Here is a 434-nt window from a genome sequence, read left to right on the forward strand (position 1 = left end):
TCCGGGGTTGAAGCGGAACACAGACTTCCGGCTGAACACAAAATCCAGCGAACCTGTTTTACCCAGCGTGCCGCCTGTCTTGTTGAAGTAGCTTCTTACATTTGCTACAGTACGGTTCGTATTATCGGTGGCGGTTTCAACCAGCACAGCAACGCCGTGAGGCGCATATCCTTCGTATACTATTTCTTCGTAGTCCTTATCGTCTTTGCTCGATGCTCTTTTAATAGCTGCTTCAACGCGGTCTTTCGGCATATTTACCGCTTTCGCGTTTTGAATAGCCGTACGCAGACGGGAATTAGTCTCGGGATGAGGGCCTGCCGATTTTACAGCCATTGCAATTTCTTTTCCAAGACGTGTAAACTGGACGGCCATTTTAGCCCAGCGCTTAAATTTTCTTTCTTTACGGAACTCAAATGCTCTTCCCATATATTATG

Annotated in this window: 1 protein-coding gene; it reads right to left on the minus strand. The window is 47.0% G+C overall.

Annotated elements, in window-relative coordinates; translation table 11 throughout:
* The coding region (locus DDR33_RS26690) for a YebC/PmpR family DNA-binding transcriptional regulator (protein ID WP_238387800.1) at positions 1-426 on the minus strand (426 nt) is incomplete at its 3' end.
* Between the last annotated feature and the right edge of the window lie 8 nt (positions 427-434).

It is taken from the genome of Pararcticibacter amylolyticus (assembly GCF_003130405.1).
GTDB lineage: Bacteria > Bacteroidota > Bacteroidia > Sphingobacteriales > Sphingobacteriaceae > Arcticibacter > Arcticibacter amylolyticus.